14 protein-coding genes are annotated in these 16,795 nt (G+C 43.8%); 8 read left to right on the forward strand and 6 right to left on the reverse strand.

Annotation, left to right across the window (positions count from 1 at the left end):
* The first annotated feature begins 100 nt into the window (after positions 1–100).
* The 8 genes from gltB to NI469_RS06190 all read left to right on the forward strand — a co-directional run bounded on the left by gltB (position 101) and on the right by NI469_RS06190 (position 11,793).
* Positions 101–4,576 carry a glutamate synthase large subunit gene (gene gltB, locus NI469_RS06155; protein ID WP_253174614.1) on the forward strand — a complete coding sequence of 1,492 codons (4,476 nt, stop codon included), beginning with the start codon at positions 101–103 and terminating at the stop codon, positions 4,574–4,576.
* 72 nt (positions 4,577–4,648) lie between these two features.
* Positions 4,649–6,070, forward strand: coding sequence for an FAD-dependent oxidoreductase (locus NI469_RS06160; RefSeq protein WP_005101370.1), 1,422 nt, complete (start codon positions 4,649–4,651; stop codon positions 6,068–6,070).
* A gap of 182 nt (positions 6,071–6,252) precedes the next feature.
* Positions 6,253–6,843, forward strand: a complete 591-nt coding sequence (locus NI469_RS06165; protein WP_253174615.1) for a LemA family protein — start codon at positions 6,253–6,255, stop codon at positions 6,841–6,843.
* Between the two features lie 29 nt (positions 6,844–6,872).
* The gene (locus tag NI469_RS06170; RefSeq protein ID WP_253174616.1) at positions 6,873–7,913 is read left to right on the forward strand and encodes a TPM domain-containing protein; all 1,041 of its coding nucleotides are present in this window, start codon (positions 6,873–6,875) and stop codon (positions 7,911–7,913) included.
* Positions 7,907–8,467 carry a TPM domain-containing protein gene (locus NI469_RS06175; protein ID WP_253174617.1) on the forward strand — a complete coding sequence of 187 codons (561 nt, stop codon included), beginning with the start codon at positions 7,907–7,909 and terminating at the stop codon, positions 8,465–8,467. The genes NI469_RS06170 and NI469_RS06175 overlap by 7 nt, the downstream gene beginning before the upstream one ends.
* Before the next feature lie 220 nt (positions 8,468–8,687).
* Entirely contained in the window at positions 8,688–9,212 is a 525-nt protein-coding gene (locus tag NI469_RS06180) for a pilin (RefSeq protein WP_253174643.1), read from the forward strand.
* A 123-nt stretch (positions 9,213–9,335) separates the two neighbouring features.
* Positions 9,336–10,070, forward strand: a complete 735-nt coding sequence (gene tfpZ, locus NI469_RS06185; RefSeq protein ID WP_253174618.1) for a TfpX/TfpZ family type IV pilin accessory protein — start codon at positions 9,336–9,338, stop codon at positions 10,068–10,070.
* A gap of 88 nt (positions 10,071–10,158) precedes the next feature.
* The gene (locus NI469_RS06190; protein ID WP_253174619.1) at positions 10,159–11,793 is read left to right on the forward strand and encodes a PglL family O-oligosaccharyltransferase; all 1,635 of its coding nucleotides are present in this window, start codon (positions 10,159–10,161) and stop codon (positions 11,791–11,793) included.
* A gap of 47 nt (positions 11,794–11,840) precedes the next feature.
* Here NI469_RS06190 and bfr read toward each other — a convergent pair whose 3' ends face one another.
* From bfr to gmk, 6 genes are all read right to left on the reverse strand, one after another.
* Entirely contained in the window at positions 11,841–12,305 is a 465-nt protein-coding gene (bfr, locus tag NI469_RS06195) for a heteropolymeric bacterioferritin subunit Bfr (RefSeq protein ID WP_253174620.1), read from the reverse strand.
* Between the two features lie 236 nt (positions 12,306–12,541).
* Positions 12,542–12,736 carry a bacterioferritin-associated ferredoxin gene (locus tag NI469_RS06200; RefSeq protein WP_253174621.1) on the reverse strand — a complete coding sequence of 65 codons (195 nt, stop codon included), beginning with the start codon at positions 12,734–12,736 and terminating at the stop codon, positions 12,542–12,544.
* A gap of 220 nt (positions 12,737–12,956) precedes the next feature.
* Complete coding sequence (locus NI469_RS06205; RefSeq protein WP_004644973.1) at positions 12,957–13,340, reverse strand: RidA family protein; 384 nt, start codon at positions 13,338–13,340, stop codon at positions 12,957–12,959.
* Positions 13,341–13,415: 75 nt separating this feature from the next.
* Positions 13,416–15,521: a RelA/SpoT family protein gene (locus tag NI469_RS06210; protein ID WP_253174622.1), complete on the reverse strand. Its 2,106-nt coding sequence runs from the start codon at positions 15,519–15,521 to the stop codon at positions 13,416–13,418.
* Between the two features lie 215 nt (positions 15,522–15,736).
* Positions 15,737–16,018 carry a DNA-directed RNA polymerase subunit omega gene (gene rpoZ / locus NI469_RS06215; protein WP_004281186.1) on the reverse strand — a complete coding sequence of 94 codons (282 nt, stop codon included), beginning with the start codon at positions 16,016–16,018 and terminating at the stop codon, positions 15,737–15,739.
* A gap of 76 nt (positions 16,019–16,094) precedes the next feature.
* Entirely contained in the window at positions 16,095–16,718 is a 624-nt protein-coding gene (gmk, locus tag NI469_RS06220; RefSeq protein WP_005249796.1) for a guanylate kinase, read from the reverse strand.
* Positions 16,719–16,795: the final 77 nt, after the last annotated feature.

A 16,795-nucleotide genomic window follows, 5' to 3' on the forward strand; every position in this document is an offset into this window, starting at 1 on the left:
CAAGACGGTCTTCGAAAGTCCATTAGACGCCAGCGCAGAGAAAAATTTAGATTGTTTAATAGCCTGTTGAGGCTTAGTGAAAGAAGGGTACGCTATGCACATGCCATCGCCTAATAATGTAGCTCCCGCTCAAGGTTTATACCAACCGGATGAGTTTAAAGATAACTGTGGTTTCGGTTTGATCGCCCATATGCAGGGTGATGCAAGCCATGATCTCGTCAAGACCGCGATTCATAGTTTGAGTTGCATGACCCACCGTGGTGGTATTGCCGCAGATGGTAAGACTGGAGATGGTTGTGGTTTGCTCTTGGCAATGCCAAAAAAATTCTTCCGTGAAGAAGCAAAACGCTTAAGTGATACCACCTTAAGTGAAGTCTTTGCTGTAGGTTCAGTATTCCTAAATCTTGATCCTGCGCTTGCTGCTCATGCCAAACAGGTTTTAAACAAAGAGATTGAAGCTGAAGGTTTAATCGTTTTGGCTTGGCGTGTGATTCCGACTAATGTCGATGCACTGGGTGAAATTGCATTGCAATCGATGCCGGCATTTGAACAGATTATTGTTAATTGTCCAATGGGTGTGACTGAGGTTGAATTTAACCGTAAGTTATTCCTGGCACGCCGTCGTGCAGAGCAATTGTTGGTAAATGATACATCTTTCTACGTCACGACCTTATGTTCAACGGTGATCAGCTATAAAGGCTTGATGATGCCAGAAGCGATTGCAGATTTTTATACAGATCTGGCTGATCCACGTTTGGAATCACATATTGTGGTCTTCCATCAGCGCTTCTCAACCAATACTTTGCCACGCTGGCCGTTGGCACAACCGTTCCGTTACTTGGCACACAATGGTGAAATCAATACCATTACTGCGAATCGTAACTGGGCCATGGCGCGTGTACCAAAATTTGAAAATCCATTATTGCCGGGTTTAACTGAACTGAATCCAATTGTGAACCGTACCGGTTCAGATTCTTCAAGCCTGGATAACATGCTGGAGATTCTGGTTGGTGGCGGCATGGATCTGTTCCGTGCACTCCGTATGTTGGTTCCGCCTGCCTGGCAGAACGTGGAAACACTTGATGCTGATCTTCGAGCTTTCTATGAATTTAACTCAAAACATATGGAAGCCTGGGATGGTCCTGCAGGGTTGGTGATTCAGGATGGGCGTCATGCGATATGTATGCTGGATCGTAATGGTCTGCGTCCTGCGCGTTGGGTAATTACCAAAAATGGTTATATCACGCTGGCTTCTGAAATTGGCGTGTGGGGTTATCAACCTGAAGATGTGATTTCTAAAGGTCGTGTCGGCCCCGGCCAAATGCTGGTCATTGATACGCAAACCGGCAAGGTACTGGATACGCAAGATGTCAATAATCATCTGAAACGTATGCGTCCATACCGTGAATGGTTACGTGAAAATTCTGTACGTTTGCAAGGCAGTCCAGAGCTGGAAGAATATTTATGTGATCAAGGCTTAAAAGGCGATGGCCTGAAAGCGGCACAAAAAATGTTCATGGTGACCTTTGAAGAGCGTGACCAGTTGTTACGTCCGATTGCTGAAAGCGGTCAGGAAGCTGTAGGTTCAATGGGTGATGATACCCCAATGGCGGTATTGTCTCGTCAGGTGCGCCATGTGTCGGATTATTTCCGCCAACAGTTTGCACAGGTCACCAACCCGCCAATCGATCCGCTACGTGAATCGATTGTGATGTCACTGGAAACCTGTTTAGGTCGTGAACAAAACGTCTTTGAGCAAGGACCTGAGCATGCAGACCGCTTGATCATTTCCAGTCCTGTGCTGTCTAATTCGAAAATGCATCAGATCCGTACGCTGGGTCGTGCCGGTTATGAAATTGCAGATATTGACTTGAACTATGCTGAAACCGAAGGTCTGGAAGCAGCGATTGCGCGTATTTGTGAAGAATCTGCACAAGCCATTCGTGATGGTAAAACCTTACTGGTGCTTTCAGACAAGAAAATCCGTGAAGGTTACTTGCCTGCCAATGCTTTCATGATTACTGGTGCAGTGCATCATCACCTGATCAATATCGGTTTGCGTACTGACGCTAACCTGATTATTGAAACCGGTTTTGCCCGTGATCCACATCAGTTTGCAGTGTTACTTGGCTTTGGTGCGACAGCCATCTACCCATACCTAGCTTATGACGTGATCAATGATCTGGTCGCGAAAGGCGAATTATTGGGTGACCCAATCTATGCGCAAAACAATTTCCGTAAGGGGATTGAAAAAGGTCTGCTGAAAGTCCTGTCTAAAATGGGTATTTCTACGGTTGCTTCTTATCGTGGTGGTCAGTTGTTTGAAGCAGTGGGTTTATCTAATGAAGTGGTGGATAAATGCTTCATCGGTGTACCAAGCCGTATTCAGGGTGCTACTTTTGTCGATCTTGAAAATGACCAGAAACAGTTGGCGGATATTGCCTGGAAAAACCGTAAGCCAATCGATCAGGGAGGCCTGCTGAAATTTGTCTTTGGCAAGGAATATCATGCCTTTAACCCGGATGTGATCAACTCACTGCATAAAGCAGTACGTTCTGGGAACTACGCAGATTTTAAAGAATATGCAGAATTGGTGAACAACCGTCCGATCGCAACGATCCGTGACTTGTTCAAACTCAAAACAGACAACTCGATTCCAGTCGAACAAGTGGAATCTGTGGAAGAGATCCTGCCTCGCTTTGACTCTGCCGGTATGTCTTTGGGTGCACTGTCACCTGAAGCGCACGAAGCGATTGCGATTGCCATGAATACGATTGGTGGTCGTTCAAACTCGGGTGAGGGCGGTGAAGATCCAGCGCGTTACGGTACTATCCGTAACTCGAAAATCAAACAAATTGCATCGGGCCGTTTTGGTGTGACGCCTGCTTATTTAACATCAGCAGAAGTCCTTCAAATTAAAGTCGCGCAAGGTGCAAAACCAGGTGAAGGTGGTCAGTTGCCGGGTGGTAAAGTGAATGGTCTCATTGCCCGTTTACGTTACTCTGTACCGGGCGTTACCCTGATTTCGCCACCTCCGCATCACGACATCTATTCAATTGAAGATTTATCACAGTTGATCTTTGATTTAAAACAGGTTAACCCACAGGCGATGGTGTCAGTTAAGCTGGTTTCCGAACCGGGTGTCGGTACGATTGCGGCAGGTGTGGCGAAAGCGTATGCCGATTTCATTACCATTTCTGGTTATGATGGTGGTACAGCGGCTTCTCCACTTTCTTCAATTCATCATGCAGGTTCACCGTGGGAACTTGGTCTTTCTGAGGCGCATCAGGCCCTTCGTGTTAATGACCTGCGTGGTAAAGTTCGCGTACAGACAGATGGTGGTTTAAAAACCGGTCTGGATGTCGTAAAAGCAGCAATTCTGGGTGCAGAAAGCTTTGGCTTTGGTTCAACCCCAATGATCGCATTGGGTTGTAAATACCTGCGTATCTGCCACTTGAATAACTGTGCAACCGGTGTTGCGACTCAACAAGATCATTTACGTCAAGAGCATTATATTGGCGAGCCACAAATGCTGATTAACTTCTTCACTTTTATTGCTGAAGAAACCCGTGAATGGTTGGCGGCACTCGGTGTATCGAGTCTGAAAGACCTGATTGGCCGTACGGATCTGCTGGAAGTCTTGCCAGGTGAAACTGCAAAGCATGCACACCTTGATTTAAGCAAACTGCTAGAGTCGCATCCGGCAGCTGAAGGTAAAGCACAGTACTGTGAAGTTCAGGGCAATGCACCGTTTGATAAAGGTATTCTGGCAGAGAAAATGGTAGATGAGATTCTACCTGCCATCGAAGCAGGAACTGGCGGTGAATATAGCTTTACGATCGGTAACTGTGACCGTTCGATTGGTGCCCGTCTGTCTGGTGAAATTGCGAAACGTTATGGCAACCTGAGTATGGAAGCCCATCCGGTGAAAGTTCACCTGAATGGTACTGCAGGCCAGTCACTGGGTGTCTGGAATGCCGGTGGTTTGCATATCAGCCTGGAAGGTGATGCCAATGACTATGTCGGTAAAGGTATGGCCGGTGGTCGCATCTCGATCTTCCCGCCAAAAGGTTCGCCATTCCAGACGCAAAATACCGCGATTATTGGGAATACTTGTTTGTACGGTGCGACTGGCGGTAAGTTATATGCAGCGGGTACAGCGGGCGAGCGTTTCGCGGTGCGTAACTCGGGTGCATTTGCCGTGATTGAAGGTGCAGGTGATCACTGCTGTGAATACATGACCGGCGGTATTGTGACGGTGCTGGGTAAAGTTGGGCATAACTTCGGTGCGGGTATGACTGGTGGTTTTGCTTATGTACTTGATCTGGATAATGACTTCGTTGATCATTATAACCACGAATTGATTGAGCTGAACCGTATTTCCACCGAAGCGATGGAGGAGCATAAAGCCTTCTTGGGTCGTATTCTCGATGAACATATTAAAGAAACGGGTAGTGCTTGGGCGTACAAGATCCGCCACGAGTTTGACTTCTACAGCCGTAAGTTCTGGTTGGTAAAACCAAAAGCAGCCAACTTGCAGACGCTGTTGAAAACAACTCAAGCTGATCCACAATAATTTCACTACTGCAGAAACATAGGCAGATGTAAGGCAACTGTGAACCCCTTACATCTCCCCACGGAGAGAGACATGGCAGAACGCCTGAATAATGACTTTCAATTCCTGGATGTCGCACGCCAAGATCCAGAGAAAAAAGAGATTGATGTCCGCAAAGCAGAATTTGTGGAAATTTATAAGCCTTATACCGCGGAAATTGCTGCCAACCAGACGCATCGCTGCCTCGGCTGTGGTAACCCGTATTGTGAGTGGAAATGTCCGGTACATAACTATATTCCTAACTGGTTGAAACTGGTGTCAGAAGGACGTCTGTTCCAGGCGGCTGAACTATGTCACCAGACCAATACCTTGCCAGAAGTCTGTGGTCGTGTCTGTCCGCAAGACCGTTTGTGTGAAGGGGCGTGTACCCTCAACGACGGTTTCGGTGCAGTGACGATCGGGAATGCCGAAAAATATATCAACGACACTGCCTTTGCATTGGGCTGGCGTCCAGATATGTCCAATGTGCAATGGACCAATAAGAAAGTCGCGATTATTGGGGCAGGTCCCGCAGGACTTGGCTGTGCGGATATTCTGGTACGTAATGGGGTAAAACCTGTGGTCTTTGATAAACGTCCGGAAATTGGTGGTTTGCTGACTTTCGGTATTCCAGAATTCAAAATGGAAAAAGACGTAATGAAGCGCCGCCGTGAAATTTTCACGGGCATGGGGGTGGAATTCCGTCTGAATACTGAGATTGGTACAGATGTGACCATCGACCAGTTACTTGCCGATTATGATGCGGTATTTATGGGTATGGGAACCTATACCTATATGAAAGGTGGTTTTGCCGGTGAAGATCTGGATGGTGTGTATGATGCACTAGATTTCCTGATTGCGAATGTCAATCGTTGTCAGGGCTGGGAAAAAGACCCAGCTGAATACATCAGCGTGGAAGGCAAGAAAGTCATTGTTTTAGGCGGTGGTGATACTGCCATGGACTGTAACCGTACTTCGATCCGTCAAGGTGCCGAGTCAGTCGTCTGTGCTTATCGTCGTGATGAAGAAAATATGCCAGGTTCACGCCGTGAAGTGCAAAATGCGCGTGAAGAAGGGGTGAACTTCCAGTTTAACCGTCAGCCGATCGAAGTTGTTGGTGAAAATGGTAAAGTAACCGGTGTAAAATTTATTACTACTCAGCTGGGTGAGCCGGACAGTCGTGGTCGCCGTAGTCCAGAGCCGATTCCGGGTTCAGAAGAAATTCTTCCAGCGGATGCAGTCCTGCTTGCTTTCGGTTTCCGTACCAGCCCAGCAGACTGGTTCACCGATGTGGAAATCAATCTGGATGGTTCAGGTCGTGTGCTTGCTGCTGAACAGCAGCAATACAAATTCCAGACCTCAAATCCGAAAATCTTCGCTGGTGGTGATATGGTGCGCGGTTCAGATCTCGTTGTAACCGCAATCTGGGAAGGCCGTCAGGCAGCTGAAGGTATCCTGGATTATCTGGATGTTTAACAGTTAAAAATTCACTGAAGCCATTCAAACAACCCGCTACGGCGGGTTTTTTATTTTTGAGTCTGATCTAACGGAAAGACAGTCCATTAAAAAATATTATAAAAAGTAACAAAACTTTAGAAAATACTGTTTAAAATCAAATTAATTAAATAAATATCAATAAATAATTGAGGATAAACATCATGCGTCTATTAAAACAATCTTTAATAACCCTGATGCTGGCCAGTACTTTGACCCTCACAGGATGTGGCTATAACACTTTGCAGGTGAAAGATGAAGCGGTCACCGCATCATGGTCTGAAGTGCAAAACCAGTATCAGCGCCGTGCCGATTTGGTGCCTAATCTGGTCAATGTGGTCAAAGGCTATGCCTCGCATGAAGAGCAGGTCTTAACAGAAGTGACCCAAGCACGTGCCAATGTTGCCGGCCTGAAAGTAGATCGTGAAGTACTAGAAGATCCTGAACTATTCCAACGCTATCAGGAAGCACAGGCGCAAATGACCAGTGCCTTGTCTCGTCTTTTAGCCGTCACTGAGAATTATCCAGATTTGAAAGCGAACCAGCAGTTCCGTGATTTACAGGTGCAGCTAGAAGGAACTGAAAACCGGATTGCAGTGGCACGTAACCGTTATATTACGACAGTACAGGACTTCAACTCTTATGCGCGCCAGTTCCCGCAAGTCATGACCGCCAAAGTGATTGGTATGGACACCAAACCGAACTTTAGCGCCGAGCAAAGTGCACAGAAAGCACCAACGGTTTCCTTTGAATAAGTAATATCTGTAGATAAGTGAGAGATCAGATGCCTGAAATACTGCTGAAATACTGTGCTAGTTTGATTCTTATGTTGGGCATGGGAATGACAACACTTGTTTCAGCAGAAACGGCGACGGCTACAGATACTGAAGAAGTCATCGTAGCCCGTGAAATCTTACAGCCTAAAAATAATCAAAATACTCCAGCCCAAAATACAGAAACTGCAGCAGCATCACAGCCGCAAATTGCCAATGACATGGCGGAAGGGCAGTTTCAGCGCGACTTACCAAGCCTGAATGAACCGGTCATTGATCAGGCAAATTTACTTAGTCCCACTGAAAAACAGCAACTCAATCAGCGTATTCTGAAACTTTATAATGAAGGCAAAGGGCAAATAGGTGTGGTCATTGTTCCAACCACAGGGCAGGAAGATATTTTTGATTACTCTATGCGTGTCGCTGAGGCCTGGCAGCTCGGCTCGGCCAAACGGGATAATGGTTTATTGATGACCATTGCCATCAATGATCGCCGCATTCAGATCTTGACCGGTTATGGTCTGGAAGGCGTGCTGCCCGATATCGTGGCAGGTCGTATTATTCATGACACCATCACGCCGTATTTTAAACAGGGCCAATATGCCCAAGGGATTGCTGCAGGTCTGACTGAAATTGAACGGATTTTGAATCTGGATCCTGAAATTGCAGCACAGGCGGCGGATGAGCTGAAAGAGCGTCAGGAACAGGCTTATAAAACCCAGCAAGCTTCTCAAGCAACTTTTGGTACTGTGATTTTTATCATCATCGCAGGTGTGGTTGCTTCGATGATTTTTGGCAGAAAACTCAGCGCTGCAACTGCCGCAGTTGCAGGCACAGCTGCCGGTCTGGTCAATGGCATGGGTTTAATTGCCAGTTTAATGATTGGTGCCGGGGTATTCTTTTTACTAGTCACCTCGCTTGCGCAGCTGATTTTACATGCCTTTATGGCAGGTGGTGGCCGCGGTGGTAGTGGTCGTGGTGGTTTTGGGGGCGGCGGCTTCGGCGGTGGCGGTGGTGGATTTGGTGGGGGAGGAGCATCAGGCTCATGGTAACAACTACAGATACGACAGAAATTGTCACGCGGCCGAAGCTGGAAGAGCATGCGCAGCCGAGCTTTAAGCGCTGGTTCAAGCATTTCTTTTATATGCCAGCAACCAAACGCTTTTTCTCCAAGCAGGATCAGCATGCGATTGCAGTGGCGGTGGAAGAAGCTGAGCATGGGCATGTCGGGGAGATTCAGGTGGTGATTGAAGGCTGTCTACCTTCACGATCTGCTTATTATCAGGATACTTTATGTCGTGCCCGACAACTCTTTGCTGAACTTGGGGTTTGGGATACTGAATATAATAGTGGGGTACTCCTGTATTTGAATCTGTGTGAACATAAGGTTGAAATCGTGATTGATCGTGGAATTAAAAATGCCACGACCCAGCAAGTTTGGGATGAAATCTGTCAAAACATTATTCAAAATCTGGTTCAGCAGAGGTTTAAAGAAGGTGTCATTGAAGGTGTAAAGCAGATTGGAGAAGTATTGGATCAATACTATGATCGTAGAATAGATGATTTAAAGAATGAATTAGGAAATAAGCCAATCATTCTGGGGTGATTTTAGTCAACTAACTGACATTTTTTGTCAGTTAGTTACACAAAAGAAAACATAATAATTACAAAAATAAAAATATTTTTTTAAAGTGCTGTTTTTTCTCTCAATTTTATTATAATAAAACTTGGCACACTTAGTGCTAAATATAAAATTAAGCTAAATGAGCTTTTTCTTTAGGCTTATAAATAAACAAAAAACATTTGTGGAGAATGTTATGAAAACTATGCAAAAGGGTTTCACCCTTATTGAATTAATGATTGTTGTAGCAATTATTGGTATTTTGGCTGCGATTGCACTTCCTGCTTATCAAGATTATACGATTCGTACACGTATCACTGAAGGTTTAACAGTGGCTGGCGATGCACAGAAACAAATTGCGAGTGCTCCAACTTTGGTTGACTTGAAGGTTGCTGTAGATACTTGGAATGCACAAGCAGGTAATACTGGTGCAAAATCTAAATATGTAGATTCAGTAAAAGCGGTTAATACAACAGGTGTAATTACAATCACTTACAATCCAACAACAGTGGGTGTAGCGTCAACAGAAAATAAAATTGCTCTAAGTCCATATGTACAAACAGGTGCAACTCCTGTTCCAACATTGGCTGCAGCCTTAGCTGCGGGTACAACTGGTAACGTAGACTGGGCTTGTGCTTCTGCTACAAATGCTACTGCAACTGCTCAAGGTTTACTTACTCCTACAGCAGGTACTTTACAAGCAAAATATGCACCAGCTCAATGTCGTTAATATTTTAATTGTATAAAAACAGCCTGCGGGCTGTTTTTTTATTGTTATATAGTTAATTAAAACTGGATTAGGTCATATAAAGTTTTATTAAATGATAATTTTTTAAATATGATTGGGAAAACTATGAAAACAGCAAAATTTAGATTCGTTGCTACCCATTTTGCAATTTCTGTTTTTATTGCATGTTGTGTAGCCTTGGTCGTATTTTTGCTATGGTACCCTGTACCCTTGAATACTGCAGTTGGAGTGACCTATATTTTCCTGATGATGCTCGGTATTGATATGGTACTGGGTCCTTTTTTTACCTGGTTAGTCTATAAAGAAGGTAAGAAAAGCCTGAAGTTTGATTTAACCATCATTATTTTGATTCAGGTCTTAGCATTAGGATTTGGTTTATATAAAATAGCAGAGGGACGACCAGTCTGGATTGTATTTAATGTGGATCGTTTTGAGCTGGTTAAAAAAAATGAAGTAATTATTCAGCATATAGAAAAAACTCCTGAGCCATTTCGTCAGAATAGTTATCTAAAGCCAAAATTCGCAGCAACTCAATTTGCTAGTGATGCAAAAACACGTACATCTGACTTAATGAATGAAATATTAAATGGAGTTTCTATTGCTCAGCGTCCAGAACGTTATATTCCGCTTGAAAAAGCAAAGAATCAGATTTTAAAGAGAAGTCAGCCACTGAGTCTATTAAATAAATACAATACTAGACAGCAGGTACGGCAGATTTTAAGTCAATATCCTGATGCAAAAACGTATTTGCCTTTATCTGCGACGAAGCAGGACATGACGGTACTTCTCAATCAACAGGGTGAGGTCATTAAAATCGTCGATCTCCGTCCTTGGAGCTAAATAAAATTAAAGTATCTAAAAAAGCAGATTAACCTTTAATCTGCTTTTTTGTTTATCATGTGCCCAATCTCCACTGCCTGAAATTTCTATGAAATTCACGCTCGCCCTCGTTGCAGCTATCCTCATCTTCCTTGCATGGCTTATGCCCGTACACTACCGCCCTTGGGTTACTTATACAGGTGAGCTGTATGCCTTTTTTGCGCTATTTGCCTTGGCTGCCATCTGCTTAAAAGAAAAAATAAAAATCCCAGCTATTAGCTTACCTTTATTGCTACTTGCTGGTGTACCGCTGATCCATTTTCTAACAGGACAAGTGTTTTTCTTTAGCACCGCCATGATGGGCTTTATCTTTGTCTTTAGCTTTTGGCTGGCCAGTGTTTTAGGCTATAACCTTTCAACAGGAAACTATAACCGAGAAGAAACTTTCGCCAATCTGAGTTATGTATTTTTGGCTTCAGGCACAGTCACAGGTATTATCGCACTTTGCCAATGGACTAACTTGGACGCGACTTTGCCGGGTATGGTGAATATCAGTGGCAATCAGCGGCCCTATGCTAATTTCGCTCAGCCCAATAATATGTCAACTTTTTTAGTCATGGCATTGATGAGCTGCCTGTACCTCTATGAAAAGAAAAAAATTCAGACCAAGTGGCTCTTTGCCTGCGCTGCAGTAATTATTATGGGAGTTGCTTTAAGTCAGTCGCGTACTGCTTGGGTTGCTGCGACCGTAATTATGCTTTATCTGGCTTTTTATCAATATAAAGGTATTATTCGCCTGAAATGGTATTACAGCACAGCTTGGTTCATTTTCTTTATTTCCTGTATTGTGGCTTTTCCATTACTCAGTCAGCTCGCTGCACAAGTAATGGATACGGACGTCGTACAAAGCAGGGATGTGGTATCTCGTGCTACCGGAGATATGTCGCGTATTGCGATCTGGCAGCAAATGATTGCCGCGATTCAGGCACAACCTTGGTTTGGCTATGGTTGGTATCAAACTAGCGCAGCGTTCGTTTCAATCAGCGATACCGTACAAGGCCCGGTGTGGATCCGAAGTGCGCATAATTTTATTCTAGATTTTTTGCTCTGGAACGGCTTAATTATTGGTCTGCCATTTCTGGCATACTTTGGTTATTTGGGCTATCAGTTACAACGCTGGGTGAATACGCCAGAATCTGTCATCGGGATCTTGATGATCGGGGTATTTGTCACGCATGCCATGTTTGAGTTTCCACAGCATTATGCTTATTTCCTGCTGCCAGTAGGTTTTATTCTGGGTACGGTTCTGGCACAAAATCCAAAAATTAAAACAGTGGTTATGCCATCAATCGGCATGCAATTCACTTTTGCTGTTGGGTTACTTCTATTGATTGTGATTTATCGGGATTATGATGTTGCTGTGCCAAAACTTGGGCAAAGTATTCGTTATGAAAAACAGCCGGAAAAAATCACCAATGAAAAACCAATTTATCTTCTGACTGAGTTTAATCATCGTATTGCCTGGATTCGTCTGAATCCGTATAGCAAAGCGTCTGCTGAACAGATTCAGGAAGGTGAACAAATAGTCTTGAGTTATCCGACTAAATATAACCTGATCAAATATGCCAAATTCTTAGCATTTAATGGTTACGAGAATAAGGCTAAGCATCAGTTGCAGCGCTTAAAAGTGATCCAGAAAACTGAAATGAGTTATGAAGATTTAACGCAGGATATACCGCGCTAAATACAAAAAAGCCAGCAGATGCTGGCTTTTTGGGCTTAATTTTAAGTTTAGAGCTGACTTTGAATATAGTTTTCGATGCCAATATTCTCGATCAGATCGATTTGTGTCGTGGTCCAATCCAGATAGTTTTCTTCTTTCTCTAGGATTTCCTGTACCAGATCACGCGTTACATAATCCATTTGGGTTTCAGCCAGCGCGACTGCTTTCTGGATGGCTTCAATATTTTCTTTAACTTTGCGCACATCACAATGCAGCACTTCTTGAGTATGCTGACCAATATACAGTTTGCCCAGATTCTGTAAATTCGGCAGACCTTCCAAAAATAAAATACGTTCAATAATTTTGTCGGCATGTTTCATCTGAACAATGGATTCTTTATATTCTGCCGAGCCCAGTTTCTCAATGCCCCAGTTATTAAACATGCGCGAATGCAGGAAATACTGGTTAATGGCAGTTAAGTGGTGATACAACACCTGATTGAGCTGATTAATCACATCACGATTGCCTTTCATCGCATAACTCCATTTGGACCTGTTTTATCTTTCTAAGAAAGCGCTCTAATCCTGATAGTAAAGCAAGTCAGGGGCAAATGGCGAGTAATTTATGGAACAGCAAATGAAAATCGACATCGAATCGATCCAGACTCAGATGAGTGGCAATAAAAACCCGCCAGAGTCAAAGGCGGGGGAGGAGTAATGATCGAAGATCATTGTTTTTCATTATGCTTATAAGGAGAAATATTTTTAATTTATGCTGCAACGGCCAGTCGTGCTACAATTTGTGAAACTTCATCACTGATAATCATACGAGCTTCTGGTACACAGCGGCCACAGCAAGTTCCCAAGTCCAACATATCGCGGACATCACGATAACTTTCAGCGCCATTTGCAATAGCATCTTTAATGTCTTGATCTGTAATGCCACGGCATAGACAAACGTACATAGGACACAACCACAGTGATTAAATAAGATAAGTAATATTATTGATAATTGTTATCGTTTGTCAATAAAAATCATTTGAAATAGCTTTTATCATGATTGATGATTTAGATAAAAAATCACTGCCTGAGCGGAAATCCAAGTACTGCTTAGATTTCCGCACAAGAGTGATTTGTGATTTAGAATGAGATATTGCAGGGCGGGAATTAAGTGGTTTTTATAACTTATTGATTAATGATGACAATACCATCCATCTCAACCAAGGCATCTTTAGGCAGGCTTGCGACACCTAAAGCGGCACGTGCTGGATAAGGCTGGGCAAAATACTCGCCCATAATCTGGTTCACAAGTTGAAAATGAGATAAATCGGTCAGGAAAATATTCAGTTTGGCGATATCTGCCAAAGAACCACCAGCGGCTTCACAGACTGCTTTTAAATTATCAAACACCCGGCGAATTTGAGCTTCAATGCCTTCAACCAGTTCCATACTATAAGGATCCAGGCCAATTTGACCTGATAGATATAAGGTATCACCCACTAAAATGGCTTGCGAATAAGTACCAATCGCAGCAGGGGCATTTTCAGTATGGATTACTTGGCGGGACATTAATTTCTCCTTTTATCATCGACATACATCATATTCGATCAATTCGGCCGATCAAAGCACTATCGTTTTAAATGATTAACTCGCTTTAGAGGCTTCACTAAAAACGACGGGCTGTGCCAGACGGATAATTCGCGGGAAACCGAAATACATGCGTAAATCCCGGATAATCTGCGCAATCTGTTTACGGTTATGCACCACGATATTGACATAGGTTTTGTCATCCTGAGTACGCACCATTTCCACCCCGGAATGCGCTTTACGGCATTGGTAAATCAGGTCGGAAATCTGCTCGTCATTCATGTCTAGGTCAATGCTGAGGTAGGCAGTAAAGCTGATATCTTCCAGATCATCCGAGGTCCACTGCAACAACATGATATTTTCTGGATGCTGATGCTGTTCATGCAACAGGTTATGGCAGCGCGCACGATGTACAATCAGACCACGACGGGTTAAATGACCCTGAATCGGATCACCCAGCACAGGATTACAGCAATGTGCATATTTGACATCGACACCTTCCGTTCCCTGAATCAGACGGTCTGAGCTGGCAATATTCTGATGCTGATCTTGGGCAAATAAATGGTTGGCCACCAGTTGCGGTAATAAATCACCGACTGCAATCTGTTCAAAGAGCTGTTCTTTGCTGGAAACATGGCGCCATTCCAAGAGGTTTTTCCAGTCTGCTTCAGTTAGATCGCGAATCGAACGATGGAACAGTTTCAGTGCACGATTGAGTGCCTGTTGTCCGACCAGACGCTGCTCGTCTGGATCCTGATCGCGCAGAATATTCTGAATAGCACGACGGGCTTTCTGGGTATTAATAAAACTGAGCCAATCTGGGTTCGGAGTCGCAAGAACATCAGTAATGATTTCGACTACCTGACCACTGACTAAAGGTGTTGAAAGTGGCTTGGTTTCATTATTAATTTTTGCACCCACCGCATGGTTGCCTAGGAATAAACTCGCGGCATAAGCAAAGTCAACCGCCGTGGCGCCTTGTGGCAATTCATGTAAATGGCCGTGCGGAGTATAGACCCAGATTTTTTCTTGGTGCAGATAGTCCAGTAATTCACTAAAAGTCGTTTTGGCGCACTCACCATCGACTAGGACATTCAGGTTTTGCATCGAGGCCTGAATCGCAGAACGACAGGCCTGCGGGGCACTTTCACCGAGCACGACACCAAAACGTGCTGCTTTACGCATCAGTTCGGTTTGAATGGTCAAAGACAAAGTGGTCTTTTCGCCTTTCAAACGCATCATCAAGGACTGGTTGCCTCCCGGTAAGGGGCGGCGGATATGATCTTCATAACTCTGGATTTTAAAACTTTGTGTCAGGATTTCTGCCAGTCGGTCACAGTCCGCGATGCTCTGTAAAATAATTTCAAAAGCATGGCTATGAGTTAATTCTTGCAGGTCGATGTCATTTTTAACGAAGTGGCGGAGTAGCTCAATATTGTTATTTTTCTTCTTAATCCGGCCTTGAATGGCATTCTGTTGCAGTAGTTCGGTCAGGTTCTTTTCCCATTTTGCCTGATATTCACAGCGTTTTGGCTTGGTTTCCTGTAGTGCGGTCTGAACGTTATTGTACATATCCAGATCAAGATTCTGATAGCACAAATGTTCCAGATTGTCGGCCATTTCATTCATGCCGACAATACGTGCCATTGGAACAAAAATTTCAAAGGTTTCGCGGGCAATACGTGCCCGTTTGTCTGGACGTAGTGCATCCAAAGTGGTCATATTGTGATAACGGTCGGCCAGTTTCACGATAATGACACGTGGATCTTGTAGAGTCGCTTGCAGAATTTTCCGGAAAGAAGCCGCTTTATTATATTCTTTATCACTGGAATGACTCAGTTTGGTGACACCATCGACCAGTTCAGCGACAGTAAAACCAAAAATCTTGCTAATATCCTCTTTGTTAAATTCGGTATCTTCAATCACATCGTGCAGCAGGGCGGCCATTAAAGTTTCAGTGTCCAAACGCATATGTGCCAAGATACAGCTGACCGCAATCGGATGTAAAATATAAGGTTCACCACTTTTACGCACAATCCCGTCATGCGCCATATCTGCATAATCACAGGCCGCAAGCACACGTTCGACATCGCTTTCATTTAAATACGCATCGATAATGATCTCTAACTGCTGCTTGGCTTGACTGACCTGTGGGCCTGGCATAAAACACCTTTTTCAACTGAATTTTTTACAAATAAAACGTGAAAGCATTCTAGAAATGTGAATTTCCTGGCTTGATGGTTTTTTGCTGCTACAGAGCAGAAAACCAATACAAACTTGATAGCTAACCCTTATGTTATAACCGTTCTGGCATAAATATAAAAGTCACATAACAAAAAAAGCCTAGTTTAGAACTAGGCTTTTTGAGTGACGATCTCTTATTGGAAAGAAAAACCGTCTAAGTTTAGATTATTTGCAGAAAGTGCAAGATCCAAGCTTGATGTTTGATAATCTTGATCACGTTGTTTCAAAATGTCTTTTGATACATGACCTGAAGCGATTTCACGTAAAGCAACAACAGTCGGTTTGTCATTGTCCCATTCTACAGTTGGTTCAATACCTTGACGTGCCAATTGACGCGCGCGCTTGCTTGCCACTAGTACAAGCTCAAAGCGGTTGTCTACATGGTCTAAACAATCTTCAACGGTGACGCGTGCCATAAGAATTCTCGTTTGAATAATAAATTTTAACAGACTGCACAGTATAAAAGGCTTTGTTTATAGACTCAAGTTTTAATCACTGCTCAGTTGGGGTAATTAGTTTCTGAATCAGTTTTTCATGACGGTTGGCCTGTTGCGACAGGGTTAAGCGGTTGGCGATAATTACCGCTTCCAGGTCATGCAGCGCTTTATTAAAGTCATCATTAATGATGATATAGTCAAAGTTGCTATATTGTTGCATATCTTCTACCGCGCAGCTTAGACGATGTTCAATCACATCCACAGCATCAGTACCACGGTTAGACAGGCGTTCACGCAGGTCAAACTGGCTCGGCGGCAGAATAAAGATTTGTTTGGATTCAGGAAAAAGTCGACGAACCTGTTGCGCACCTTGCCAGTCAATTTCCAGTAGAACATCATGACCTTTGGCCAGTTGCTCTTTGACTGTGGCTTGCGCAGTACCGTAGTAATTACCAAATACTTCGGCGTATTCGATAAAACCGCCTTCATTGACCAGATTTAAAAAATCTTCTTTATTGGAGAAATGATAGTGTACGCCATCGAGTTCGCCAGGTCGTTGACCGCGTGTAGTGTGTGACACAGAAACGTGAAGATTGTTGACACGCTCAAGTAGGGCTTTAACAAGGGATGTTTTGCCTGTTCCAGACGCTGCAGAAACGACAAACAAGAGACCCGACATGATATTTTTCCTGATATGATAAAATATCTTCTCTATTTTAGAGTAGAGCGGCTTTAAACTAAATAGTTGTCAGTCGA

The organism is Acinetobacter lwoffii, assembly GCF_024129735.1.
In the GTDB taxonomy this organism is placed as follows: Bacteria; Pseudomonadota; Gammaproteobacteria; order Pseudomonadales; family Moraxellaceae; genus Acinetobacter; species Acinetobacter lwoffii_H.